General features: G+C 67.5%; 23 protein-coding genes and 4 pseudogenes. 9 read left to right on the top strand and 18 right to left on the bottom strand.

What is annotated here, in order from left to right; genetic code table 11:
• Nucleotides 1-35 precede the first annotated feature (35 nt).
• Nucleotides 36-722: a DUF2202 domain-containing protein gene (locus ACZY0Y_RS13755; RefSeq protein WP_463958521.1), complete on the top strand. Its 687-nt coding sequence runs from the start codon at nt 36-38 to the stop codon at nt 720-722.
• Between the two features lie 41 nt (nt 723-763).
• Here ACZY0Y_RS13755 and ACZY0Y_RS13750 read toward each other — a convergent pair whose 3' ends face one another.
• Nucleotides 764-1,072, bottom strand: a complete 309-nt coding sequence (locus ACZY0Y_RS13750; protein ID WP_463958519.1) for an antibiotic biosynthesis monooxygenase family protein — start codon at nt 1,070-1,072, stop codon at nt 764-766.
• 77 nt (nt 1,073-1,149) lie between these two features.
• Nucleotides 1,150-1,872, bottom strand: coding sequence for a TetR/AcrR family transcriptional regulator C-terminal domain-containing protein (locus ACZY0Y_RS13745; RefSeq protein WP_463958518.1), 723 nt, complete (start codon nt 1,870-1,872; stop codon nt 1,150-1,152).
• A gap of 224 nt (nt 1,873-2,096) precedes the next feature.
• On the opposite strand from ACZY0Y_RS13745, the gene ACZY0Y_RS13740 reads away from it, so the two are divergent.
• On the top strand, nt 2,097-2,354 hold the full coding sequence (locus ACZY0Y_RS13740) for a hypothetical protein (RefSeq protein WP_463884702.1): 258 nt from the start codon (nt 2,097-2,099) through the stop codon (nt 2,352-2,354).
• Nucleotides 2,355-2,363: 9 nt separating this feature from the next.
• On the opposite strand, the gene ACZY0Y_RS13735 is transcribed toward ACZY0Y_RS13740, so the two are convergent.
• The 10 genes and pseudogenes from ACZY0Y_RS13735 to ACZY0Y_RS13690 all read right to left on the bottom strand — a co-directional run.
• On the bottom strand, nt 2,364-3,884 hold the full coding sequence (locus ACZY0Y_RS13735; protein WP_463958517.1) for an aldehyde dehydrogenase family protein: 1,521 nt from the start codon (nt 3,882-3,884) through the stop codon (nt 2,364-2,366).
• Nucleotides 3,881-4,654 (bottom strand): HD domain-containing protein, encoded by a 774-nt coding sequence (locus ACZY0Y_RS13730; RefSeq protein ID WP_463958516.1) that lies wholly within the window; start codon nt 4,652-4,654, stop codon nt 3,881-3,883. The genes ACZY0Y_RS13735 and ACZY0Y_RS13730 overlap by 4 nt, the downstream gene beginning before the upstream one ends.
• A gap of 41 nt (nt 4,655-4,695) precedes the next feature.
• Nucleotides 4,696-6,051 carry an NAD(P)/FAD-dependent oxidoreductase gene (locus ACZY0Y_RS13725; RefSeq protein WP_463958515.1) on the bottom strand — a complete coding sequence of 452 codons (1,356 nt, stop codon included), beginning with the start codon at nt 6,049-6,051 and terminating at the stop codon, nt 4,696-4,698.
• 2 nt (nt 6,052-6,053) lie between these two features.
• On the bottom strand, nt 6,054-6,374 hold the full coding sequence (locus tag ACZY0Y_RS13720) for a 2Fe-2S iron-sulfur cluster-binding protein (protein WP_024367748.1): 321 nt from the start codon (nt 6,372-6,374) through the stop codon (nt 6,054-6,056).
• A gap of 47 nt (nt 6,375-6,421) precedes the next feature.
• On the bottom strand, nt 6,422-7,195 hold the full coding sequence (locus tag ACZY0Y_RS13715) for an SDR family NAD(P)-dependent oxidoreductase (protein ID WP_463958514.1): 774 nt from the start codon (nt 7,193-7,195) through the stop codon (nt 6,422-6,424).
• Nucleotides 7,188-9,056 (bottom strand): PEP-utilizing enzyme, encoded by a 1,869-nt coding sequence (locus ACZY0Y_RS13710; RefSeq protein ID WP_463884710.1) that lies wholly within the window; start codon nt 9,054-9,056, stop codon nt 7,188-7,190. The genes ACZY0Y_RS13715 and ACZY0Y_RS13710 overlap by 8 nt, the downstream gene beginning before the upstream one ends.
• A 68-nt stretch (nt 9,057-9,124) precedes the next feature.
• Entirely contained in the window at nt 9,125-10,201 is a 1,077-nt protein-coding gene (locus tag ACZY0Y_RS13705; protein WP_463884712.1) for a PEP/pyruvate-binding domain-containing protein, read from the bottom strand.
• Nucleotides 10,202-10,206: 5 nt separating this feature from the next.
• Nucleotides 10,207-11,484 carry a cytochrome P450 gene (locus ACZY0Y_RS13700; RefSeq protein WP_463884714.1) on the bottom strand — a complete coding sequence of 426 codons (1,278 nt, stop codon included), beginning with the start codon at nt 11,482-11,484 and terminating at the stop codon, nt 10,207-10,209.
• A 325-nt stretch (nt 11,485-11,809) separates the two neighbouring features.
• The gene (locus ACZY0Y_RS13695) at nt 11,810-12,604 is read right to left on the bottom strand and encodes an IclR family transcriptional regulator (RefSeq protein ID WP_463884715.1); all 795 of its coding nucleotides are present in this window, start codon (nt 12,602-12,604) and stop codon (nt 11,810-11,812) included.
• A 203-nt stretch (nt 12,605-12,807) separates the two neighbouring features.
• Nucleotides 12,808-13,562: pseudogene (locus ACZY0Y_RS13690) on the bottom strand (FAD-dependent monooxygenase); the annotation flags it as partial.
• Here ACZY0Y_RS13690 and ACZY0Y_RS13685 point away from each other — a divergent pair.
• Nucleotides 13,561-13,848: pseudogene (locus ACZY0Y_RS13685) on the top strand (fumarylacetoacetate hydrolase family protein); the annotation flags it as partial. The pseudogenes ACZY0Y_RS13690 and ACZY0Y_RS13685 overlap by 2 nt on opposite strands.
• Nucleotides 13,848-14,545: pseudogene (locus ACZY0Y_RS13680) on the top strand (maleylpyruvate isomerase family mycothiol-dependent enzyme). The pseudogenes ACZY0Y_RS13685 and ACZY0Y_RS13680, both read left to right, overlap by 1 nt.
• A 204-nt stretch (nt 14,546-14,749) precedes the next feature.
• Here ACZY0Y_RS13680 and ACZY0Y_RS13675 read toward each other — a convergent pair.
• Nucleotides 14,750-15,946: pseudogene (locus tag ACZY0Y_RS13675) on the bottom strand (MFS transporter); the annotation flags it as partial.
• A 72-nt stretch (nt 15,947-16,018) separates the two neighbouring features.
• A complete protein-coding gene (locus tag ACZY0Y_RS13670; protein ID WP_463958513.1) occupies nt 16,019-16,222 on the bottom strand; it encodes a hypothetical protein in 204 nt (67 codons plus the stop codon).
• Nucleotides 16,223-16,322: 100 nt separating this feature from the next.
• Here ACZY0Y_RS13670 and ACZY0Y_RS13665 point away from each other — a divergent pair, with 100 nt between their 5' ends.
• Nucleotides 16,323-16,685 carry a hypothetical protein gene (locus tag ACZY0Y_RS13665; RefSeq protein ID WP_463884717.1) on the top strand — a complete coding sequence of 121 codons (363 nt, stop codon included), beginning with the start codon at nt 16,323-16,325 and terminating at the stop codon, nt 16,683-16,685.
• Between the two features lie 414 nt (nt 16,686-17,099).
• On the opposite strand, the gene ACZY0Y_RS13660 is transcribed toward ACZY0Y_RS13665, so the two are convergent.
• Nucleotides 17,100-17,876, bottom strand: coding sequence for an Lrp/AsnC family transcriptional regulator (locus tag ACZY0Y_RS13660; protein WP_463884719.1), 777 nt, complete (start codon nt 17,874-17,876; stop codon nt 17,100-17,102).
• A gap of 165 nt (nt 17,877-18,041) precedes the next feature.
• Here ACZY0Y_RS13660 and ACZY0Y_RS13655 point away from each other — a divergent pair, with 165 nt between their 5' ends.
• Together ACZY0Y_RS13655 and arfB are read left to right on the top strand one after the other, a co-directional pair.
• Nucleotides 18,042-18,323 (top strand): hypothetical protein, encoded by a 282-nt coding sequence (locus tag ACZY0Y_RS13655; RefSeq protein WP_160668580.1) that lies wholly within the window; start codon nt 18,042-18,044, stop codon nt 18,321-18,323.
• Nucleotides 18,324-18,436: 113 nt separating this feature from the next.
• Nucleotides 18,437-18,859 carry an alternative ribosome rescue aminoacyl-tRNA hydrolase ArfB gene (gene arfB / locus ACZY0Y_RS13650; protein WP_463958511.1) on the top strand — a complete coding sequence of 141 codons (423 nt, stop codon included), beginning with the start codon at nt 18,437-18,439 and terminating at the stop codon, nt 18,857-18,859.
• A gap of 24 nt (nt 18,860-18,883) precedes the next feature.
• On the opposite strand, the gene ACZY0Y_RS13645 is transcribed toward arfB, so the two are convergent.
• Both ACZY0Y_RS13645 and ACZY0Y_RS13640 read right to left on the bottom strand, forming a co-directional pair.
• Nucleotides 18,884-19,669, bottom strand: coding sequence for a GNAT family N-acetyltransferase (locus tag ACZY0Y_RS13645; RefSeq protein WP_463958509.1), 786 nt, complete (start codon nt 19,667-19,669; stop codon nt 18,884-18,886).
• Between the two features lie 26 nt (nt 19,670-19,695).
• Nucleotides 19,696-20,577, bottom strand: a complete 882-nt coding sequence (locus tag ACZY0Y_RS13640; RefSeq protein ID WP_463884723.1) for an SDR family oxidoreductase — start codon at nt 20,575-20,577, stop codon at nt 19,696-19,698.
• A gap of 124 nt (nt 20,578-20,701) precedes the next feature.
• Between ACZY0Y_RS13640 and ACZY0Y_RS13635 the strand changes: the two genes are divergently transcribed.
• The gene (locus ACZY0Y_RS13635) at nt 20,702-21,187 is read left to right on the top strand and encodes a tetratricopeptide repeat protein (RefSeq protein ID WP_463884724.1); all 486 of its coding nucleotides are present in this window, start codon (nt 20,702-20,704) and stop codon (nt 21,185-21,187) included.
• A 357-nt stretch (nt 21,188-21,544) separates the two neighbouring features.
• A complete protein-coding gene (locus ACZY0Y_RS13630; protein WP_463958508.1) occupies nt 21,545-22,432 on the top strand; it encodes a hypothetical protein in 888 nt (295 codons plus the stop codon).
• A gap of 144 nt (nt 22,433-22,576) precedes the next feature.
• Here the strand turns inward: ACZY0Y_RS13630 and ACZY0Y_RS13625 are convergent, their stop codons facing one another.
• Nucleotides 22,577-23,080 (bottom strand): hypothetical protein, encoded by a 504-nt coding sequence (locus ACZY0Y_RS13625; protein ID WP_463958506.1) that lies wholly within the window; start codon nt 23,078-23,080, stop codon nt 22,577-22,579.
• Nucleotides 23,081-23,213: the final 133 nt, after the last annotated feature.

Here is a 23,213-nt window from a genome sequence, read left to right as displayed (position 1 = left end):
AGCTGGTTTTCCGGCAATCGAACAAGGAGCACACCATGCGAAAGAAGACCATGATTGCAGCAGCAATCGCCGGCGGCGCCGTCATTACCGCTCTCGTGGCAGGGCCCGGCGTGGCCGCCGTCGTACAGGGCGGCCAGCACCAGCAAAGCGGGCAGGCGCAGTCCCCGAACGGCCACGGCGCCGGCGATCAGGCCGGCAGCCCCGCCGGCGGCAAGTTGATGGGCCACGGCAAGGCCGGCGGCCAGGGCGCGAGACAGGGCTCGGGTCTGGACTCAGGGAGCAGCACCACCGGCACCATGACGGATGCGCAGAGGGCAGAACTTGCGTACATGGCCGAGGAGGAACTGGTGGCCCATGACCTGTACACGGCTTTTGCCGGCCTCTACGACGCCCCGGTGTTCAACCGGGTCGCCAACTCAGAGTCCAAGCATCTCGAGGCCGTCCGGAACCTGATGGAAGGTTACGGCGTCACCGATCCGACCGTTGACCACGTCGCGGGCGTGTTCTCGGACGACGGCCTGCAGAAGCTCTACGATGAGCTGCTCGCGCAGGGCCAGGCCAGCCAGGAGGGCGCACTTGCGGCCGGGCGAACCGTCGAGAAGACCGACATCGAGGGCCTGACCGCCGCAGCCGAGAGCGCCACCACGGCACCGGACGCCAAGGCCGTCTTCACCCGCCTCCTGGAGGCGTCACAGCACCACCTCACCGCGTTCGGCGGCTAGGAAGACCCGTCAGAGGGGATGCCCGCCACCGCGGGTATCCCCTACGGCGTATCCCCGCCAATACTGGCGGCCTCGTCCAGGGTGCGCGACTCGAAATGCTCCAGCATCTCGCGCATGCCCTCCATGGTCTGCTTGAACATCTCGGACGCCCGCCACTGCTCGGCCTGCTCCAGCGACTCCCACGGGCCGGTGCTGATAAACCGGTTCCGGACGTCGCGGTCATGCATCAGCACGGCCTTCGCGTGGGGAAAGTCCTCCTGGGTCTTCCGGGCCAGATCCCGCCAGGCCTGCACAAAATCATTCTCCCGGCCAGGGTGCACCCGCCAGATTCCCAGCGTATAAACCGACACGTCGATCGCCTCCAATTTCTGCACGGGGTTGATAGCCCCGATTATGTTCCCGTGCCACGGGAGGCGGTAGGGCCGATTTACCCGAGGGCCTCCCCCGCGGGCTTCCCCGGGCCGGAGAGGCGGGCCGCCAGGCCGGAGAGGAGGATGTCGATCCCCTGGTCCAGCTCGGCGGCGCCGTCGTAGTCCGCGAGCACGGGGGCCAGGGCGCGGAGGCGGGGGAAATCCTTCACGGGGAGCCGGTGCAGGCCCAGCCGGAGAAGGGCCTCGTTCTCGTCCCAGTCCACGATGAATTCCTGGAGTTCGTTGAGAATATGGCCGTACAGAAACCCGTAGTAGGCCCGGTAGACGTGCAGCGCGTCCTCGGCGGCGAACCCGGCGTCGATCAGCAGGGCGAGGATCTGCTCGAGCGGGCGGAGCGTCCCCAGCGGGCGAAGGCCCAGCGGGGTAGACAGCGGCCTTGTGACCAGAAGAGGGACAACATTCGGGTGCCGGAGGGCCAGCAGGCGCAGGTCATGCGCGATCCGGCGGAGCTGGGCCTGCCAGTCAGGATCCTCCGGGAAAATCGCGAGTTCATTCAGGACAAGCTCGGACACGCCATCCAGCAGTGCGGCGCGGTTGGCCGCGTAGCGGTACAGGCTCATCGGGTCCCGCCCCAGCTGCTGCCCCAGCCGGCGCATGGTCAGGGCGTCGAGTCCCTCGCGGTCCACGAGCTCCAGCGCGGTCGACAACACCAGTTCCCGGCTCAGCCTCGCCTTCCCGCCGCGGGCCGGGCTGTTGAGCGGTTCTTTCGGGGCGGTCATGGGCCTCCATCGTGGTCGGGGCGGACAGTCCCACCCCTTCTGCGGAAGACAGGCAAGCTTGCTTATTAGGTAGTCTACGCCTAACGTCTACAGTGTAGACAACCCCGGACCGGCCGATATTCGACGCCGGTCCAACCGCTTCGGCGTCCCGTGCGAGACGTTGAAGTTCCAGCTGCTGTAGCCACACGGCAGCACCCATCGCACCTGGCGGAAAAGAACCAAACATGGTGACTTCGCAATTCGACCAATTCCTTCAAGAAGCAACCACCCGCGGGGTCGGTCCCGATGACACCCTCGACGGCGACCCTCTTTACGGCCTCTACATGAGCTGGTGCCACGTGACCCAGGCCGCGCCGCGGACCGAGAGGTCCTTCTGGCAGGCCATGAAGAAAAAACAGATCGTCCCCGGCCGCAACGGGCTCCGGATGCATGGCCACGCCGCGGCCGACTACATCCTGACCAGCCACCTGGGCCTGGTCTGACGGCGGCGCCTACACCTTCCGGTGGATCGACTTGTAGCTCAGGTAGGCGTTGAGGCCCTCGACGCCGTATTCGGTGCCCAGGCCGGAATCGTGCCGGCCGCCAAAGGGTGCCGCGTGGTTGGAGGCGAAGAAGTTGATGCCCACCGACCCCGTATCCATCCGGTCGGCCACGGCCAGCGCGGCCTCCGGGTCCCGCCCGAACACCAGCCCGCCCAGGCCGAACTCGGTATTATTGGCCAGGGCAACGGCCTCCTCGGCACTGCCGTCGGCGTCGTTGTACTTCAGGATGCAGATGACCGGGCCGAAAATCTCCTCACGGGAAATCCGCATGTCCGCAGTGACATCCGCGAACACGGTGGGCTCAACGAAGTACCCGCTTTCCAGCCCGCCGCCCAGTGACGCCGCCCGTCCGCCGGTGGTGGCGCGGGCGCCTTCGGCCAGCCCCGACTCCACGTATTCCAGCACCGTCCGGTACTGGGATTCCGTGGCGCAGGGCCCGAAGACCGTGTCCGGGTCCAGCGGGTCGCCCTGCTTGCCGCCCGCGATGGTGGTGGTGACCATATCCACCACTTCCTCGTACCGGCTGGCGGGGGCAAGGATCCGGGTCGAGATGTAGCAGGTCTGGCCGGTGTTGCGCATGGAGGAGCGGATCAGCACCTTGGACATCGCGTCCAGGTCCGCGTCCGGCAACACGATTGCGCTGGATTTTCCGCCAAGCTCCAGGGTGACGGGGCGCAGCAGCTCGCCGCAGGCCGCGGCAATTTTCCGGCCCACGGGCGTCGAGCCCGTGAAGGCCACCTTGTCCACACCCGGGTGCTTCACCAGCGCATCCCCCAGCCGGCCGGACCCGGTGACCAGGTTGACGACGCCGGCCGGGACCCCGGCCGCGGCCACCGCGTCGATGATCACCCGGAGCGACAGCGGGGTGGGCGACGCCGGCTTGATGACCACTGTGCAGCCGGCCAGGAGCGCCGGGGCGAGCTTGATGACCACGAGGTTGATCGGGAAGTTCCAGGGCGCGATCAGGGCACACACGCCGATCGGTTCGCGCCGGACCACGGATTCCCCGCCGCCCTTGGGGAAGGTCCGCACGTCCTCGCGCTCAAGGTAGTCGGCCAAGGTGGCGAAGTAGCGGAAGATGCCCGCGGCGTTGGCGGCGGCCCCGGCGGATTCGGACACCGGAGAGCCGTTCTCGCGGGTGTTCGTCAGCGACAGCGCCCCGGCACGCTTCTCCACTTCGTCAGCGATGCGCAGCAGGTACGCCGCGCGGACCGACGGTGCGAGCCGCGGCCACTCGCCGGCGTCGAACGCCCGGCGGGCGGAGCCGACGGCGGCGTCGACGTCTTCGGGCGTTCCGTCCGGCACGGAGCCCCAGACTTCGCCGGTGGCAGGGTCGGTGACCGGGTTGCGGCCGGTGCCGCGCGCCGGCGTCCAGGCGCCGTCGATGAAGATGTCGTCGACGTGCGTGTACGGCAGCTTGAGCGCGGCGCGGGCGGCAACGGCGGGAGCGTCGTGCGTGGCGGCCGTCATCGGATGACCGCCGTCTTGAGCAGGGCGGTGGAGCGGTTCAGGTCGGCCGTGGCCATGTCGTGGGCGGCCTGCGTGATGAGCTCGGGCACGATTTCCGAGGCCAGCCGGTCGGTGTAGGTGGCCGGGTCCATCTTGAACCAGGTGGAGGCCAGGGCAATCCCCGCCTGGTCGAAGCGCCACAGCCGGTCGGCGTCGCGCATCAATGCGTCCTCCAGCGACCGGGCCACCGGGCGGGTGTCGTGGCCGTCGATGATGCCGCAGACGCGCTCGACGAACTCCGGTGAGTAGCCCAGCGGCGGCAGCACCCGGCGGGCAACGTCGCAGCCCTGCTTCTCGTGTTCGTAGCGGATGGCGGCCTTGCGCCAGTCGCCCGCGAAGCCCTCGGAGATGATGCGGGTTTCGTCCACATGGGCCCAGCCGGTGTCGTGCAGCAGGGTGGCCACCCTGACCAGTTCGGCGTCGGCGTCGGGGTAGGCCCGGCACAGCCGCTCGGCGAAGGCGAGCGAGATCGGCAGGTGGATGTCGTTGCCGCGGGTGCGGGTCTCGTGCACCACGGCCCGCCAAAGCCCGTCGAGGTCCTCGAGCGCCGCCGGGGTGGTGACGATCGGGGCTGTGTCCACCGGTCCCGTCGCCGGGACCGGGCGGGCCGGGTACGCGGCGGCGAACTCCGCAACCGCCGAATCAACAGCCGCGGAATCAACAGCCGCCGGGTTGTCGCCAGCGGGGTTCGCGGTGCCGGCGTCGGCGACCGGGGTCTTGGGGGTGGTCATGGTGCTCCTTCGGGTGGGGCCGACTTACTGTCTGAGTGCAGTTAGCTGTCCGTGGTGATCGTCTTGAGGGGTGTGGCCGGGTCCGCGGCGGCGCCGACGGGGATGTTCTGGCCTTTGGCAAGCGCGTTCTTGACCGCCATGAAGTCCAGCGGGGCGTTGACGCAGTCCGCGGCGATGACCTGGCCCTTGCGGTAGTAGATGACGCTGAATTTTCCGCGGTCCTCGTCCCGCCGCAGCACGGTCTGGTCGTAGCCGTTGCAGAGTCCGGCGATCTGGAGTTTGAGGTCGGCCTGGTTAGACCAGAACCACGGGATGCCGGCGTATTCCTCGCGCCGGCCGGTGAGCGAGTAGGCGGCCACCTTGGCGTGTTCGATCGCGTTGTTGACGCTCTCCAGCCGGATCCGCTCGCCCGGTTCGGAGCCGGGCACGGGGTTGGGCATGTTGGCGCAGTCGCCGATCGCCACCGTGGTGCCGTCCGAGGCCAGCGCGAAGCGGTCCACGACGATCCCGTTGTCCACCGTGAGGCCGAGCTGTTCGGCCAATTGGGTGTTCGGGATGACCCCGATGCCGACCAGCACGATCTGCGCGGGCAGCACCGTGCCGTCCTGGAGCTCGACGCCGGCGACGGCCCTGCGACCGCCACCCGCGGCGTTGTTCCCGGTGCTGGCTGCGGTGAAACGTGTGGCGCTCGTGTTGAGCCGGATGTCCAGGCCGCGGGCGCGGTGCGCCTGCAGGAAGTACTCGGCGGTCTCCTCGCCGACGGCGCGGCCCACCAGCCGCGGACCGAATTCCAGGACGGTGACGTTTTTACCCATCTTTTGCAGGCTGGACGCGGCTTCGAGGCCGATGAATCCGCCGCCGATTACCACCACGTCCTGCGCGTCCCCCACCCGGGCCTTGAGGGCCAGGGCGTCGTCGGCGTTGCGCAGATAGAGCACGCCGTCGAGGTCCCCGCCGTCGATCTCCAGTTTCCTGGCGCGGGCGCCCACGGTGAGGGCGAGCCGCTTGAAGGGGAACTCCCGGCCGGAGGAGGCGTGCGCCACCCCGGAGCCGTCCGCTTCCTTGCCGATCGTGACGATGTATTCGCCTTTGACCAGCTCCACGTTGTGGTCGGCCCAGTACTCGTTGGAGCGGAAGATGAGGGATTCGCTCTCCACCGTGCCCTGCAGGAACTCCTTGGACAGGGCCGGGCGCTGGTAGGGCCGGTGGTCCTCGTCGCCGAGCAGGGTGATGTGCTCGTCGAAGCCGAGCGCCCGGAGGGACACCGCGAGCTGGACGCCGGACTGGCTGGCGCCGATGATCAGCAGGCCGGTGCGGGTAGGGCTGTCAGTTTCGGTACCGGCTGCGCCGGACGTTCCGGCGGACGTCTGCTCCGCCGCGGCAACATGGGTGCCCATCACTACACCTGGGTTTCCGGGGTGGTGACGAACAGTTCGAGCTCGTCCGTGAGGCGGAGCTGGCAGGACAGGCGCGAGTTGTCCTCGCGGTCCACGGCCGTGCCGTAGAGCATCTCGTCCTCCATGTCCTCCATGGGCGGCAGCTGCGGGAGGCAGTCCTCGCGGACAAAGACGTGGCAGGTGGCGCAGGAGAGCGACCCGCCGCATTCGGCGACGATGCCGGGGACGCCGTTGCGCACCGCGGTTTCCATGACGGAATCGCCGGGGTTGCCCTGCACGTCGCGGACGGCGCCTTCGGCGTCGGTGAAATGAACCGTTGGCATTGGTCCTCCTTGGTGTTGAAAGTCAGTTGAAGAGTTGGGGCGGGCGGTCAGATGAACTGGCGGCCGCCGTCGACCACCATGGTCTGGCCCGTGTAGTACGAACTGTCCGGACCGGCCAGGAAGAGCGCCGCGCCCACGATGTCCTCCGGCTGGCTGGCCCGCTTGATGGCGCCGCGGTCCACACCGTAGTTTTCGGCATTCTCCATCAGCCCGTAGCTGGCCTCGGTGAGGGTGAACCCGGGGGCGATCGCGTTGACCGTGATCCCCCGCCGGCCCAGTTCCTTGGCCATCACCCGGGTCAGGGCAACCACCCCGCCCTTGGAGGCGACGTAGTGCAGCCACTGCTCCGAGCCGCTAAAGATCGTGGCGCTGGAGAGGTTGATGACGCGGCCGCCCTCGCGCAGGAACGGGCTCGCCGCCCGGGTGACCAGCCACGGGCCTTTGAGGTTTACGTTCATCACCAGGTCCCATTCGGCCGGGTCGATGTCCTCGAACGGGCTGCGGGTCACCCCCGCGTACACCGCCGCGTTGTTAAGCACGACGTCGATGCTTCCGCCGCCGAAATCCGCGCAGCTTCTTGCGAGGGCCTCGGTGGAATCGACGCTCGTGACGTCGGCGTGGAAGGCCGCCGCGTAGGCCCCGGTATCCAGGACCAGCTTGGCCGTTTCCTCCGCACCCGCGAGGTTCACGTCCGCCACCGCCACGCGGTAGCCGCGGCGGGCGAAGCCGAGCGCGAACGCCCGGCCCAGCCCGCCGGCGGCACCGGTGATCAGGACGGTGCGGGCAGGCTGGCCCGCACCGTCCAACTGCGGATCAGACATGGCTGTGGCTGTGGGCGCCCGGTCCGGCGACGGCCAGTTCGTCTTCTGCGTCGAGGATCTGGACGGTGCCCTTGGTGCCGTCCACGCGCAGCCGCTGCCCGGTCTTGATCGTGGTGGACGCGGAGCCGGTGCCCGTCACAGCCGGGAGGCCGTATTCGCGGCAGACGATCGCCGCGTGGCTCATCATGCCGCCGATATCCGTGACCGTGGCCTTGATCTTGCCGAAGATCGGGCCCCAGGACGGTGCCGTGACGGTGGCGACCAGGATCTCGCCCTGCTGCACTTCGGAGAGCTGGTCCGCGTCGGTGATGACGCGTGCCAGGCCCTCGACGACGCCCGGTGAGGCTGCCATGCCGCGCAGGCCGCCGCCTTCTACCGCTTCGCCGGCTCCCAGCCACTGCTGGACCTGCTCGGTGGTGATGCCCCAGAGCATCCGGGTGAAGGGTTCGGTGATGATTTCCGGCGGCGTGTTCAGCGCCGGGGCCGGGCGGGCGGTCTTGAGCGCATCCACGATCCCGCGGCGGCGCTCGATCTCTTCCGGCCAGTAGTCCGGGCCGATCGGTTTGGCGCCGACGCCCCAGCCGGTGACGAGGTCGAAGAGCGCGTCGCGGACCTCGTTGCGGCCCAGGTAGAGCAGGTCGTCCGGCTCGGTCCAGAAACCCTCGGCCTGCATCATGCGGCTGAGCTCGCGGATCTTGCGCCAGAAGACGCCCATGGTCCAGTGCTCGATGTAGAAGTTATGGTTCTCCACGTACGGGTAGGCGGTCGCGGCGAGGCCGCGCTTGGCGTCGAAGAGCGCCTGGTTTTCGCCTTCCAGCAGGTCCCGGTATTCCTCGATGATGCGGTCGCGTTCGATGATCAGGGCCGCGACCGGCCGCATGATTTCCTGGCCCTCGTCCACGCGGCGGATGTAGTCAGCGATGTAGCCGAGCGGGATTTCCTGGTGTTCGTTCCAGTACTTGTCGTGGCCGTAGAAGCCGTTGCCCACGGTGAAGTTGAACCACGGGTCCTTGGCGGCCTCGTACTGGGCCGTCCAGCGGTCCCCGCCGGGGGTCGCGGCGATGGCCGCCAGGGTGGACTCGACGTCGTCGGTGTTGCCGAAGAGCGACTGCAGCCCGAGTTCGACGGCCAGTTTGGCCAGCCCCTTCAACTCGTCATCCGGGCGGAAGAGTTCCATGTCCACGCCCTGCACCATCGTGGCGATGGACTGGTCGGGGATGTTGGGGAAGACCTGCTTGCAGAAGTTGAAGAAGTCCAGGTAAGCGATGTAGCCGAGGTTGAGGAACTCGAAGTGGTACTGCCAGTTCTGGTAGGCCAGCTGGATGAGCCGGTCGTAGCTCTCGAGCAGCTTCTCGGAGCCGTCCTTGCCCTTGCCGGAGAGGATGTCCTCCATCGGGACCACGTCCGGGAGCTTGGGGAAGGAGATGGTTTCCATCTCGTCGATGGTGCCCTTGACCTTGACGTGCCACTGCTTGAGGAGCTGGTCCCAGTTCTGGAAGTAGTGGCCCACGCGCTGTTCGAACAGGGGCACCCGCGCGGCGATCTGGTCCTCGGGCACCGGGATGGGCGACATGTAGAGGTAGCCCAGGTGGACGCGGAATTCGATGCCGTTGGCGTTGGGGATCATCAGGTGCCGGGCGTTGTACTGGCCCAGGCACTTGACCGCGAATTCGCCGCCGATGGTCTCGAAGGGCTTGAACACGGTGGGCCAGTGCTGGCTGTCGCAGAACCAGAACTTGGCGTCCTCCTGCTCCTTGAGCTTGTCCTGGAACACCAGGTAGTACGGGTAGATCTTTTCCCAGCCCTCGGCGCCGGCGGGGACCGCAAGCTCGGAGGGTTTGGGGAAGGACTTCAGGGACATGGCGGTCCTTTCAATTCGGGCTCGGCGTTGAGCCTGGGTGACGGAGCGGACTAGCGGGTCAAAACTTGTTAGATGAGCTGGCGGGGGCTGAGTCCGCTGAAGTAGCCGCCGGCGGCTGCCGGGGACGGGACTGTTTGAGTGACCACCGTCGGCTTGGAGGAGTGCACGGTTTCCGGGCGGGACTGCAGCAGGAGCAGGTTTTCGCCGTCGGGCAGGTCGGTGTCGAGGGCCCACTCGATGTCCTGCGGGCACTTGTAGTGCTTCTCCGCACGCTTGGCCATCTGCGCGACGGCGGTGAGTTCGGCGTCGCTGAGGCTGCGGCGGCCGCGGCGTTCGGCGTCGACTTCCCGCTCCACCAGGCGGCCGGCAGCGGCGTCGGGGACGAGTTCTGCGTGCTTGTCGCCGAGGTGTTCGGAGATCACGGCCAGGGTGACCTTGTCCAGCATGATGTTGTCCGGGGTGACCTGGCCGGAGACCACCATCTCGCCGACCCCATAGGAGGAGTCGATGGTGATCTTGGAGCGGTCGCCGTTGGTGGGGTCCATGGTGATCGCGACGCCGGAGACGCGGGCGTTGACCATCTTCTGCACCACGACGGCCATCGAGAGGCCCTCGTTGGGGATGTTGTTCTTGAGCCGGTAAATGATGGCGCGGGAGGTGAACAGCGAGGCCCAGCACTGGCGGATGTGCTCGGTGACGGCCTTGACGCCGTCGAGCCAGAGGTAGGTGTCCTGCTGGCCGGCGAAGGAGGCGTCCGGGAGGTCCTCGGCGGTGGCGCTGGAGCGCACGGCCACCGGGACGGGTGCCTCGAAGCGGGACATCAGGGCCTCGTAGGCGCCGACGGTGAGCTCGCGCATCGCTTGCGGCACCGGGCGGGAGCAGATGTCCTCTCGGATGGCGGCGGAGACCTTGTCCACCTGGCCCATGTCCTCGGGGTCAAGATCGGCCAGGAGCTGGTGAATATGCCGGGTGATGCCTGCCTCCTCCATAAAGGCGTCGAACTGGGCCGTGGTGACCACGAAGCCGGGCGGGACGGGCATTCCGGCGGAGGTCATGGTGACGAGGGAGGCGCCCTTGCCGCCGAGGTTCTCCAGCTTCGGTGTGACACCGCCGTCGAAGAACTGGATGTATTCGTTGCTTTGCATATTTCTCAGGCCTTCCAGCTGACGGGGACGGTCTCGGGGACGCGGAAGGACAGGTTTTCGCGGAAGCCAATGGCTTCCGCGTTCTCCAGCTGCAGTTCCGGGGCGAGCCGGGCCACTTCCTCGAGGGCGATTTTGGCCTGGAGCTTGGCGAGCATGTTGCCCAGGCAGTAGTGGATGCCGAACCCGAAGGAAAGGTGCTCGCGGGCGTTGGGGCGGGTGATGTCGAAGTCCTCGCCGGCGTTGAACTTGTTCTCGTCGCGGTTGGCAGAGCCCATCAGGAGCAGCAGCTGCGCGCCTTCCTCGATCGCGACGCCGCCGACTTCCGTGTCTTTGAGGGCCTTGCGCCGCCAGCCGACGATCGAGCCGGCGTAGCGGAGGACTTCGTCGATGGCTGCCGGGATCTTCTTGGGATCCTCGACGAGCTGCTTCCACTGCTCGGGGCGGGCCAGGAGTTCGCGGAGGGCGTTGGAGATCAGCGTGGTGGTGGTCTCGTGGCCGGCGAAGAGCAGGCTGTAGAGGACGGAAGCGATCTCGTGGTCGGAGATCTCGGCGCCTTCCTGCTGCGACTTCACGAGGTCCGCGGTGAGGTTGTCGCCGCCTTCCTCATGGGCCACCTTGACCAGGCGGAGGCATTCCTGCCAGTACTCCACGAGGTTGTGGGCGTGCGGGATCTGCTCCTCATCGCTGAGGTCGCCCCAGGTCATCGCCGCGCGGGAATCGCTCCAGCGCTTGAAGGTGTCCACCTGGGAGACATCTGCGCCGATCAGGGTGAGGATGGTGATGGTGGGGACGTCGTAGGCGAGGTCCTTGACCATGTCGCCGCGGCGTTCCGGACGGGCCAGCATCTTTTCGAGCAGCTCGACGACGTTCTGCCGGATGAAGGGCTCCAGTGCCTTGTAGCGGCGGGGCGTGAAAGCCTTCTGGACCACGGCGCGGATGCGGGTGTGCTCCGGCGGGCGGCGGGCGGACAGGCCCGAGTAGGCGGTGAAGCCGCCGTCCTCCATGATCTTTTTCGCGGCGGCGCCGCGTTCGCGGACGGGGGCCTGGGCATTTTCGCTGGAGAAGGTCTCCCAGTCCTCGAAGACGGCCTTGATGTCGTCGTAGCGGGAGACGACGTAGAGGCCGACCCGCTCGTCGAACATCACGGGCTGCTCGGCCCGGAGTTCGGCGTAGGCCGGGAAGGGGTCCTTCATCTGGAACGGCTCGTAGCCGTGGTGCCCTTCGGGTGCTTCGGCGCCGTGTCCAAAGGGACAGCGGCCGGCCGTTTCCGTCGAGGGTGACATCTAAGCTCCTTGGTTTTCGGTCCCGCCGGCAGCGCCAGTGCATGCCGGGGTTCTTATTCACCAGTGTGGCCCCCATCACTATTCAACGACAGGACCTGCTTCCACTCAGTGGAAACCAGTTGCTGACCGTGCCCGGGCCCGCTCCCCCTGGACAGCGCCCAACCCTGGGGGTGCTGCCTGCGGTCCGGGGGCACTTCGACACGGACACGCCGCCAACACAGCCGCCGACGCCGAAAATCGCCGCCAAAGTGCCCCCGGACGGACACTCCCGCTCAAGATGCTGCCGGGCCACGGCGGCCGGACGACCCGCGGCGAGGTGCTGGGCTCAGTCCGTGCCGGCGACGTGGCTGCCCAGCAGCGTCTCCAGCGGGATCCTCGCCGTGGCGCGCTCAATCTGCGCGGCGATGCCCCGCAGGACCGGCAGGTGCCGGGTCATCGTGGCGGCCTGGCTCGTGGGCAGCACCAGCCCTATCGAGGCACCGATCCTGCCGGTATGGAAGACGGGGACAGCAATCGAGCAGGAGCCCAGCCGGATCTCCTCCAGCGTGGTGGCGTAGCCCTGCTCGCGGATTCGCGCGAGTTCCGCGGCCAGCTTCTTCGGGTCCACGTGGGTGTGCGCGGTGTGCCGCTCCAGCTGCCGGTTCAGGTAGGCGTCCCGCACCCAGTCCTCCTCGAAGGCCAGGATGACCTTGCCGACGGCGGTCGCGTGCATGGGAAGCCTGCCGCCGACCCGGCTGGCGCGGGGTACCCGTTTGGAACCGTAGACGCGGTCGATGTACAGCACCTCGCGGCCGGCCCGGACCGCCAGGTGCGCCGTCTCGCCGGTGAGCGAGAAGAGGTCCTGGACGTAGGGCCGGGCCGCGTCGCGGAGCTGCCTCCCGGTGTTCTGGGCGAGCTCCCAGAGCCGGATGCCGAGCTGGTAGCGGCCGTTCGGCTCGCGGGTGAGCAATCCCCAGTCGGTGAGTTCGTTGACCAGCCGGTGGGCGGTACTCAGCGGCAATCCGGATTTTTCGGCGATGTCGGTCAAGCTGAGGGCGCCCCGGGACTTTTCGAAGGCTTCCAGGATGGCGAGGACCTTCGATGTCACGGTCCTGCCGGGTTCGCTGCTGCCGCCGGCCATCGTGACCTCCTTGTCGCGGGCATATCTGACCTGGCGTCCGCCGCCAGGCGTCCGCGCGCTGCCCGGAATCGAGTCTAGTCCGGAGTGGCCGGAACGGTCCCGAGCCCCTGCGAACAAGCAACGCGGGGTCACTTTACGCCCATCCGAAGGCCTCGGATTGGCGCTAAGTGACCCCGCGTTGGAGGGCGGGGCGACAGGTCGGGTCAGGCAGAGACCCGGTCCGCCAGGCCGGACTTGGCGGCGCGGACAGCCGGCACGCCGTCGCCGTCCTGGCCGTACAGCCAGTCGTTGTACTGGAAGTCGTTGTCCTTCCGGCTCTTGAAGAGCAGGTTCCGCAGCGTCCGGGCCAGCCCGGAGACGTGCCAGGACTCACCCCAGACGCGGGCGGTGCGCTGGACCCGGGCGGTACGGCCGGCGCGGATCTGGTTGAACTCCTTAATCGCACCGTCCCAGGCGTTGGGGTTGACGCCGTCGGCGGTAAAGACCGTGCCGACGGTGGCGTCCTGCAGTACAGCGGCGTCCTCAAGCGCCTGGCAGGCGCCCTGGGCCAGGTACTGCAGCATGGGGTGCGCGGCGTCGCCCATCAGGACCATCCGGCCGGCGACCCAGTTTTCGATCGGGTCGCGGTCGTACATGGGCCAGCGGATCCCGGTGGCCAGGTTCTTCAGTGCTTCCTGAACCGCGGGAACGCAATCCTTGTAGGCGGCCTCGAGCTCGTCGACGCCGCCGTACTGCTCTTCGCCGCGCTCGAAGGAGGCGGACTTGAAGACGGCCACGGTGTTCAGCAGCTCGCCCTTGCGCAGCCGGTATTGCACGAGGTGGCAGTCCGGGCCGAGGTAGACGATGACGTCCTCGAGGTCGGCCTGGGGGTGTCTTCGGTGATCGGAACGGTGCCGCGGTAGGCGACGTAGGCCGAGGGGACGGGCTCGTCGTTGGTCACGAGCGGGCGCAGGGTGGCGCTGGTCACCAGGGACGAGTTCAGCGGCGGCCTGATGACCACCGCGGTCGACCGCGAGATCCAGCAGCAGACCCCGACGAACGACGTTGTCTTCACCCCGGAGTTCCTGGTCTCCTACATCTCCACCATCATCACGCTGAACCCGGGCGACGTCATCGCCACCGGCACCCCCGGCGGCGTCGGCCACGCCCAGGACCCGAAGCGCTACCTGCAGGAAGGCCAGATCCTGGTCACCGCCATCGAGGGCCTCGGAGAACTGAAGAACCGCGTGGTCAAGGAAGCCTGATGGTTGCCCGCCATGACCAGACGACGGACCCGGAGCTGCTGGCGGCCCTGCTGCAGGCACGCCGGGGCACGGCGTTTTTCGCCCGCAAGCTCAACGAACTCTCCGACGCGGAGCTCGACGGCGATACGCTGCTGCCGGGCTGGACCCGCCGCCACATCACGGCGCACATCGGCTACAACGCCCGGGCCATCGCCCGGCTCATCGAGTACGAGATCAACTTCGGGGCAACCCTGAGCCCGATCGCGCTGCGGCACCTCTTCGACCACTCCGCCGAGCACCTGAACGTCGAATGGCGGGACCTGCCCGAGGACGCCTGGCACCACAAAGTGCGGACCATCCAGGGCCGCGAAGTACCCGCCACGGAAACGGTCTGGATGCGCACCCGTGAAGTCTGGATGCACGCCGTCGACCTCGACAACGGCGCCGCTTTCCGGGACATCCCGGTCCCCGTCCTGGAACGGCTCCTGAAGGACATCACCGGCGCCTGGAAACCCGCGGCACCGACACCGGCCTCGTCGTCAAGGTAACGGACCACGATCTCACGTTCGGGGACACGACGTCGGCGTCCCCCACGGTGGTCTCCGGACCGCTCGCGGCCGTCGTCGAATGGGCCGCAGGACGCGGCAGTGCCGGCGTGACCGCAGTGGACGCCGAGGCCTCGCCAGCGGCGGTTCCGGCCGCCCCGAAGTGGATCTGAGCCTTTCACCGGCTTGGTCCAACAGCACACCACGGGGGCGTCACCCTCGGTCCCGGTGAACGTCTTGCGGTCGATGTTGATGAGCAGCAGTGCGATCGGGGCGATCAGGATCGCGACGCCTGCGGCCCAGAGGAAGACCATGGAGTAGCCGGCGGAGAGCGCGGCCAGCGAGGCCCCGCCTGCAGTGGCGGCGGCGATGGTGCTGAAGAGCGCGATGCCCAGGGAGCCGCCGATCTGCTGGAAGGCGTTGACCAAAGCGCTGGCGCCGCCGGAATCGTCCCTGTCCACGCCGAACAGGGCGAGGTTCTGCATGGGAACGAACACCGCGCCCAGCCCGACGCCCATCAGAAGCAGCGCGGGCAGCATGTTGACGAGGTAGCTTCCCTCGGCGCTGACCTGGGTGAGCCAGAGCATGGCAGCCGCCATAAAGACCGGGCCCACGGCTGTCGGAATCCTGGCGCCCAGTTTCGGCAGGTTCTTCGCGACGACGGCTGCCGTGATGATCAGCGCCACCGTCATGGGCAGTGAGGCCAGCCCGGCGAGGAACGGAGCGAAGCCAAGCACTATCTGGATGTAGAAGTTGATGAACAGGATGCCGCCGATGAGGACCGCGCCGGCAAGGAACGAGGCCAGGAAGGCCGCTCCGCGGTTGCGCTCGGTGGCCACGCGCAGCGGCAGGAGCGGGGGCCTGACCTTGCGCTCGACCAGGACGAAGAGTGCCAGCAGGATGACGCCGGCGGCGATGAAGCCCCAGGCTTCGGGGGCGTCCCAGCCGTGCTCCGCATTGGTGAAGCAATACACGAGGGACCCCAGGCCCAGAGCTGCCAGGATGACTCCGGGCCAGTCGTACTTGGTGGACCCCTGCGCCTTGCTTTCACTGACGAGTGACCACACCCCGGCGAGGGCGATGATGGCGATCGGCACGTTCACGAAGAAGCACCAGCGCCAGCTCACGTGTTCGGTCAGGAACCCGCCCAGCAGGACGCCGACGGCGGCGCCGACACCGGTGATGGAGCCGAAGATCGCGAACGCCGTGCCGCGGTCCTTTCCGCCCGGAAAGGCGACGGTGAGGAGGGCCAGTGCAGCGGGTGCCAGCAGCGCAGCGAACACACCCTGCAGGGCGCGGGCGCCGAGCAGTTCCCACGGCTGCTGGGCGATGCCGCCGATCAGGGACGCAACGGCAAAGCCGACGGCGGCCACGATAAAGGTCCGCTTGCGGCCCCAGAAGTCCGCGATCCGTCCGCCCGGCAACAGGAAGGCGCCGAAGACCAGGGCGTAGGCCGTGACCACCCAGGATCGCGTCGAGTCGCTGATGCCCATCTCGATCTGGAGACGAGGCAGTGCCAGGTTCACGATCGTGCCGTCCAGCACCACCATGAATTGTGCGAGGGCGAGGAACACCAACGCCCACCATTGATTTTTGGGTCTGTTCCCCTGTTGTACGCCTGTATCTGCTAACCAGAAGCGCCCGGATCAGCAGCCCACGAGCTCGCCCTGCAGTCGCTCGGCAACGGCTTCTCCCAGGCCTTCGTCGTCTGCGCCCTCCCAGCCGCCGCCGCAGCCCTGCTCACGCTGATTGGCCTGCACGGAGTCCGCGACACCCACCCCGCCGCCGAAGCCTTCGTAGACCCGCTGGTGGAAGCCGGCGCGGAACCCGGCGCCGGCGCAGTACCGCACACCGCCGCCGGAACGGGGTCGGATCGGCCCGCTGCAAGGCAACCGGACCGTCGTGCTGCGCTAGCCACGGTTTGCAACCAGCGGAGGGTACCTTCAATCCATGAGGAGCCGTATCCGCGGGGACGACGGGCTGTGGTCGCTGCTGGTCCTGCTGGCCGCAGTGGTGATGTCCTGCGGTCTGGCGTACTCGTTCAACTTCATCGTCCGATCCCCCACTTACGCGGAGGGCCACCGGCTGGTACTCCTCGGCGCCCTGGCATTTGCGGGGGCCGCCGTGTGGGCGGCGTTGCGGCGAAGGCCCCTCTGGGTCTGTGTTCTGACGGCTGCTCCCGCGGTTGTCGTCGGCGGACTGGCCGTCCAACTGCCGGATGGCCTTTCTTCGAATTTGGCCGGTTTCGTCCTCATTCCCGCCGCGCTGAGTGCGATGCTCGCGGAGCTGCTGGGCCCTAAATCAGCACCCTGAGCACGTATGCGCGGGGGTCCTCACGCGCGCTCCAGCCCAGTTGTCGGCCGCCGCAACGCCGAAACCGGGCGTTTTCCGCAGGACCCGCCGGTGGCGGGGGGTATCCTGCGGAAGCACCTGGGCTGGAAGGCGCCGCCGCGGAACCCGTTCGGCGCATTGTCTTCCGGCGACGGGCGCCGCCGTGGCACACTGGGACCACTATCGAGTGTCTGGGGGGATTCCAGGTCAGGAGATTGTCATGGGCATTCTGATGCACCCCGTCCCTTCCCGCTGCCGGCTGGCGGTGAGGACCTCGTGATGATCGGCTGGGCCTACTTTATGGCCGCCGTCATGACCGTCGACTCGCTCCTGCTCGGACTGTTGCTGTTGAACGTGAAGTGGCCGAAGCGCTGGAAGAAGAACAGCTAGTAGCCTTTAGGCCGTCGGCGCCAGCTCGGCAGCCGGCACGACGACGACGCCGGTTGCCGTCGAGTCCGGGTTCAGCATCCAGCCGACCCGTTTGGCGGTATTGAGCACCACAACACTTTCCACGAGCTCGATTCCGGGGATCCGCAGCTGGAGCGCCTGTTCTGCATTCATGACGTCCGCCAGGGAATGCAGCCACACAATGTCCGCGGCAGCCGCCCGCCCATCCCTTGCCAGGTACGGGATCAGGTCCAGGTGGCTCCGGGGCAGCGGCGCACCCTGGTTTCCGGCCGGCGCCGGACCAGCGGCCTCGGGACCCGCCAGTGCCTGAAGCGCGGTCTTCTGCGACTTGTCCAGGACGTTCAGCCGCCACGCGTAGCCGCCCGAGTGCAGTCGCGTGCACAGCGACGTTTGGTATTTGGTGAGGCCAGGGATCTCCCGGAACTGCGGCATCACGTTGTCGCTGAAGTGGGACAGGGTGGGCGTGATGACCGTCAGCATGAGGTCACGGTTACTGGCAGCCTCCTCCACCGTGACCACTTCCGGGATGGCCGCAAGCGCGGCCGTGACGTCGGCGCGCAGCTTCATCTCGCAGTCCACCTCCACGAGCGCCAGGCACATCTGCTTCGGATCGCCCATCAGATGAGCCGTACTCCACGCGGCTCCGGAGGCCTCGAGCCGGTCCCAGCGGGCAGCCAGGGTGGTGGCATGGGCACCCAGGATACGGGCGGCATCCGACCAGCTGATCCGCGGCGCAATCTGCAGCGCGTTGATGAGCTGGAGCATCGGACTCGCCAACGTGTTCAACGTGTATGCCGTCACGCTCCTGCTCGTCAGCGCGCTGTTCGTCTTCACCATTCCGGAGACCAAGGGCAAGGACCTGACGCACTAGAAGAATCCGGCGCATAATGAAGCCTCCGGCACCGCCAACCCAGGGAAGGATCCCCCCAAATGTCAGATTCTGAACTCTCAGCCTTGCGGGAGCAAGCGGCCCGCGGTGACCTCGATGCCGTCGCGGAACTGATTGAACGTGCCGGGGAGCGGGGAGATTTTGAAGAACTGCGTCGTCTCGCCGACGCCGGCAGCCGGGACGCAGCGGACCAGCTCGTGGAGCTCGCCTCAGAGAAGGGCGACCTGGACGAGCTCCGTCGTCTCGCCGACGCCGGCAGCCGCGACGCAGCTGAGGTTCTGGACGAACTCAGCGAGGAAAGCCCGCCGGGAGAGGACAACTAGCAGGCTCGGATAGCGCAGCCGCTTCAGGCCCGGGAGACCAAATGCCGGGTGCCTGAGCCGGTGCGCGGATTGAGGGGTTCTTGATCGCGTCCATATCGTGCAACGCTGGTTGCATGGATCTGGAGGTGTCGCCCGCGCTCACGATTCCCGCGTCGGAACTCCGCTGGCGGTTCTCGCGTTCGTCCGGGCCAGGCGGTCAGCACGTCAACACCTCGGACAGCCGCGCCGAACTCTCGTGGAACGTCGCCGACTCCGCGGCGCTTTCGGATGACCAGCGGCTGATGCTGCTCACGCGTCTCGGACGGCGCCTGGTCGCCGGGGTGATCACCGTGACCGCCTCGGAGCGGCGCTCCCAGCTGCGCAACCGCGAGACCGCCCTGGCCAAGCTCGCCGACCTCGTGGCGGAAGGTCTTGCCCCCGAGGCTGCTCCCCGCCGGGCGACCAAACCCACCCGGGGCTCGAACCGTCGGCGCCTCGCCGCAAAGGAACAGCGTTCGGCGACGAAACAGCAACGACAGCGGCCGTCCGCCGAGTAGTGCCACCCAGATCTTCGCAGGAGCTCAGCGCCGCCAGCGGTACGGCGTCGTCGTGGACACCCGGAGCAGGCCGGAGCGTTCCAGGATCGGTCGTGAATAGTCGGTTGAATCGCTGTGGATGAGTGTTTTGCCCCGGGCCAGTGCCGCCCTGGCCCGGGCTGCGGTGACAGCGCGGTAGACACCCCGGCCGCGCCACTCTTCGCGCGTGGCCCCTCCCCAGATGCCCGCGAAGTCCGTGTTCGGAACGGGCTCGAGGCGGCCGGCGCTGACGATCAAACCCTGGTGTTCGGCAACCCAGAGTTCCATCCCGTCGTCGAGAGCCGCCCGACGCAGGATTGCTTCAGCGTTTCCGTCGGAGGCGGAACTGCCAAAAACCTCGTCCTGCATGGCACTCATGGCCCGGATGTCCGGTTCTTCTGTCACTCGCCGCAGACTCACCCCGGGCGGGAGATCCACCTTCACACTGAGCGCGCTGGCGGGCCCGATCATCACCGACTCGGTCTCGTCAGGCTCAAATCCGATCTCGAGCAGGGCCTCATGGAGCCCGGGCGCATGATCGTGCGCACGCGTCTTCCATTCGACCCGCACGATCGCCGGATCCCCGCGGTAGAAGGCCAGCGCTTCAGCCACCCATCGCGCGACGGTGTCCGCGCCTGCCCCCGCGAGGTCCTGATAGGTCACGAAGCCGCGGCCGCCCCCGAACGTCACGAGCCGCACCGGGCCCAGCCGCTCGACGGCGACCGCGCTGGGGGTCTCCGCATCTGTCCGGAGCTGCTGGTCGTACGCCGCAAGAAATCGTGAAGTAGTCATCGGCCTTTACGGTACAGCGGCGGGTGTTAGCCGGCGTCGTAGGCGAGGTTGCTGGAGAGTTCACGGTAGGCGCCGGCCTGGTCCTGAAGCACCTTGGCGCGGGCCTCGAAGACCCCGACGGCGTCCTCTCCTGCTGCAAAGCGCAGCGGCGGCTCGTCCAGATCGGCCAGTTCGATGAGGGCATCGGCGAGCTTGGCCGGGTCACCGCCCTGCTGTCCATCCATGCTGCGCCAGGCTGCGACGGTCTCCCGCGTCCGCTCGGCGTAGTCCTCGAGGGTCGATGCGGCGTAACTGGTGGATTCCGGCGTGAGCAGCCCGGTACGGAAGAATCCCGGCTCCACGGTCATGGTGCGGATGCCGAACGGGGCAACTAGCGGGGCCAGGGACTCCGCCCAGCCCTCGACGCCGAACTTCGAGGCCGCGTACGCAGACAGGAACTCCCCGCCGACGATTCCGGCGGTCGAGGAGATCGTGACTATCAGTCCGGAGCGCTGGGCCCGCAGGACCGGCAGGACCGCCCGGGTGACGTTCATGGGCCCGAACATGGTTGTTTCGATCTGCGCCCGGAAGTCCTCCGGGGTGATCTCCTCGAAGAACCCGGCATAAAAGTTGCCTGCGTTATTGACGAGTACGTCGATCCGGCCGAACCGGTCGACGGCGGCCTTGACGGCCGCTTCAGCCTCGGCGGGATTGGTGACGTCGAGCCTCACTGCCAGCAGATTACCGCTCTCGCCCACAGCTTGGATGACCTTTTCCGGGTTCCGTCCCGTGGCGACCACCGCGTGGCCGGCGGCAAGGGCCGCCTTCGCGATGTCGGTTCCCATCCCGCGGCCTGCGCCGGTGATGAACCAGACCTTCTTCCCGGTCGTGTTTTGCTTTTGCCCCGTCTTGTATTCCTGTTCAGTCATGTGGTGGTCCTGCCTTTCCTGCGTTGGGTTGACCCGGCTGCACGTGGGAGCGCAGCTCCGGGACGATGACTTCCGCCTCGGCTGTGGAAGACCGTAGGCACTCAGGCGCACGTAGGATCGGCAAATGACCATTGACGAGTGGGAGCGCCGAATCGCCGCTTTCTGGACGGCGTTCGAGGCATCACCGACCGACGGCGACGAAATCGTCGACGAACTGGACGAACTCGCAGCCGTCTCGCCGGCAGGCGACGGCCGGGGAGATTTCGAACGCGCTTGTATCCGCGACTCAACCGGGCGGACTGCTGACGCCGTTTCCTTCTACGAGGCCGGGCTCGCTGCCGGGCTCGACCCCGTCAGGCAGACACGCACCTGCGTGCAGATGGCCAGCTCGCAGCGGACGCTCGGACACACTGACGAAGCCTTAGCGATCCTCGCGCACGCCGATCCGCATGCCTTGGGCGGGGCACCCAGCGCCGTGCGGGCCCTGGCCCTCCGGGACGCCGGCCGGCACGACGAGGCGCTCCGCGTCGCGCTAGAAGCTCTCATTCCGCATCTGCCCCGGTACCAGCGCTCCATGGCGAACTACGCGAGACTTTTGACGGACAGCTAGTCCCCCGTCGACGGCGGTAGTCCCGGATGCCCGCCGGCAACCTTAGTTAATCCACTCGGTGTAGCATCAGATCTTCAGTCCGTTCCACTGGCACGGCGCTTTGCCGCGCAAGCCCTTGCCATGCGCCGAACCCGGGTACGGGGCAGCGCCGCTGCCCCACACGCCCGGCACACCCGGCAACCGCGTTAATTCGTTACTTCTGAAGGAGTTCCCGTGAGTCACCCCAAAGGCCAGGTGGGTCCCCAAGCAGCCGGAAACGCAAATCCCATGGCCCGCGGCAGCGAAAGTCGGCTCAGCCCGGCAGTGAAACCCGCGTCGCGGCGGTCGGACGCGCCCAGGCCCGGGGTCGGAAAAGTCGTGGCTGTTTCGCTCCTGATCGGGCTGTTGGCCGGAATCCTGGGCCTGGCCCCATGGCTGCTCACCGGGGCCCGGCTGCCACTCCAGAACTTGTGGGGCACACAGGTTCTGCCCGCTCAGATGCCGCTGGCACTCCTGCCGCTGAGCCAGTACGAAGCCACCACACTGGTGGCCCTCATGACCACGGCTGGGGCGGCTGCCGGTCTGGCGGTCCGGCTCTGGTCCCCCGCGCGGCGGCGCCTGGCGATGTGGTGCGCAGCCGGCGGTGTGATCCTGGTGCAGGTCACGGCCGCGATTCAGGCGTTCACCGTGGTCGGCGAGGGCTTGGCGCCCGGACCGATGTCCAGTCTCTACCTGGCCGGTCTGCAGGGCGGGGTGGTTGCCGCCGTCGTCGCCGGGCTGATGGTGCTGTTGCTCCTCGCGGCAAAATCCCGGGCACTGGCCGCCCTGGGTGTGGGTCTGGTGGCGGTGCCGGTTGTCTCTTGGGTGGCGGCCGGAGTGGCCTACGCGGCCGGCGTCGGCAACGTCCCCTTGCTGCTGACGATGCTGTGGCCCTGGTTACCGGCGGTGCTTGTGGGCGGGGCGCTGGCGTGGTGCGGGCTGCGCCCCACGGTCCGGGCACTGGTGTGGGTCGTGGACCTGGGACTCCTCTGGGTGGTCCCCGCGATGTTCACGGCGGTGCAGAGTGTCCTGGGCACGCGGGTGCTGGGAGGAGACCTGCAGGAGATGGCTGCGATGGGCAAACGGGTTTTCGCGGCTGCGCTTGGTTCCGCCGGAGGGGCCGGGCCTACAATACTGCTGGCGCTGGCGATCGCTCTGGTCGGGGCATTCGTCCGGTTCCCGCCCCGGAAGCCAAGCGAGCCGGGCCGGGCCGATCACGGGGCCTGAGGGATCGTCCGGCGGACATGAGGACTGCCTGGTGCTGCGTCCGGCCAGCATGATGGCCGCTGCGTTAGCCGCGACGATCAGGACTATGCCCCGCCATCCCTGGAGCGCGAGCTGCCCTTCATGAGGGCCTCGTGATTCTCACGGTCAGCGGCCGCCGCCTTGGGATGCGGCCAATGCAGATAACGGCTCGCAACTGACCGCGTGCAATTCGTTCCTGCCGTTGTTCAAGACAACCAGGCGATCATCTCCGCGTGAGAGTTGCTGCACGTCGGTTGGGATGCCGTGGCCGGAAATGTTCTCGGGTTTCCCGTCATTTCCGGAAACGATCTGTCCTGTTTGAAATACGAAGCGGTTGTGAACAGCGGCCCCCATGTTGGAGAAGAAGTAGTCAAGTCCTAAAGCAGGGCAGCCCGTACTGAACACCTCAACATGGGTGTACTCGTCCACCATTGCGGTGTTTGGAATGGTGTAAAAGGTGACTTCAGCGCGCCAGAGGCCATCACTGGTGACCCCTGGGGTGTCCGGCTGCCCGCATCCCTCGATTCTGTATATTTGACCATCCGTTCGAACAGGTTTTCCATCCGCGGCCGGATGGCGTTCGCGGCACTCAGCAACCGGATCGGATGGTGGCTGCGAAGCTGCCGCCACCCCCCATGCCGCGCCACCGAGGCCTAAGCCTCGATCCACCGGTCGGGTTGAGGTTGTATCGGCGGTTTAAACGGAGAATGCCTGTCGGATCGGGAAAAATGGGGTTTGTCTAGAACTCCGTTTGGCCAATCCG

The sequence above is a fragment of the Pseudarthrobacter kochi genome (genome assembly GCF_055412805.1).
Note: the sequence above shows the minus strand (reverse complement) of the source record. Positions and strands in the feature narration are given on the sequence as shown.